This window comes from Cognatundibacterium luofuense, from assembly GCF_018139685.1.
GTDB lineage: Bacteria > Pseudomonadota > Gammaproteobacteria > Burkholderiales > Burkholderiaceae_D > Undibacterium > Undibacterium luofuense.
Genome location: NZ_JAGSPN010000115.1, coordinates 1 through 491 on the forward strand (window position 1 = coordinate 1; position 491 = coordinate 491).

Annotated in this window: 1 protein-coding gene; it reads right to left on the reverse strand. The window is 45.6% G+C overall.

Translation table 11 applies throughout. The features are described from left to right. A partial coding sequence (locus KDM89_RS19595) for a phasin family protein (RefSeq protein ID WP_212689570.1) occupies nt 1-491 on the reverse strand: 491 nt, incomplete at both ends.

A 491-nucleotide genomic window follows, 5' to 3' on the forward strand; every position in this document is an offset into this window, starting at 1 on the left:
TTCCAGTGCCTCGACAGTTTGATTACCTGATTTATTGATTTGCTCCAGGCTGGCATGAGAGTTGTTGATGGCAGTTTTGATCGCCGCAACAATCTGCTCGGTTCCGGCAGGAGCATCTTTCGTTACATCTTCCAACAGGCTGACTACTTTACGCTTATTTTCGTTGAGCTGTATTTCCGTTGCGCGGGAAAGCTCAGCCTGAGCAGATGACGCAATATTTCCCAGGTGGCGGCTGTAAGACAGGAATTTTTCTGCATTCGGTTGCAATTGTGCACTGCTGAGTTGTATGAATTCCTGTGCATCTTTTGCAGACAATAACTGGCGGGTTGTGGCAGTGGCTTCTTCCAGTGTACTTTTTACTGCATTCAAATTCAGCTCGGCCAGTTTTTCATCACTTTCGAGTGTTTTTGCACTGATGGTGGAGAATAATGCGAATTGTGCATCCAGATTTGCTTTAGTTGCCGCTGAGAATTGTTCAGGTACTGAAAACA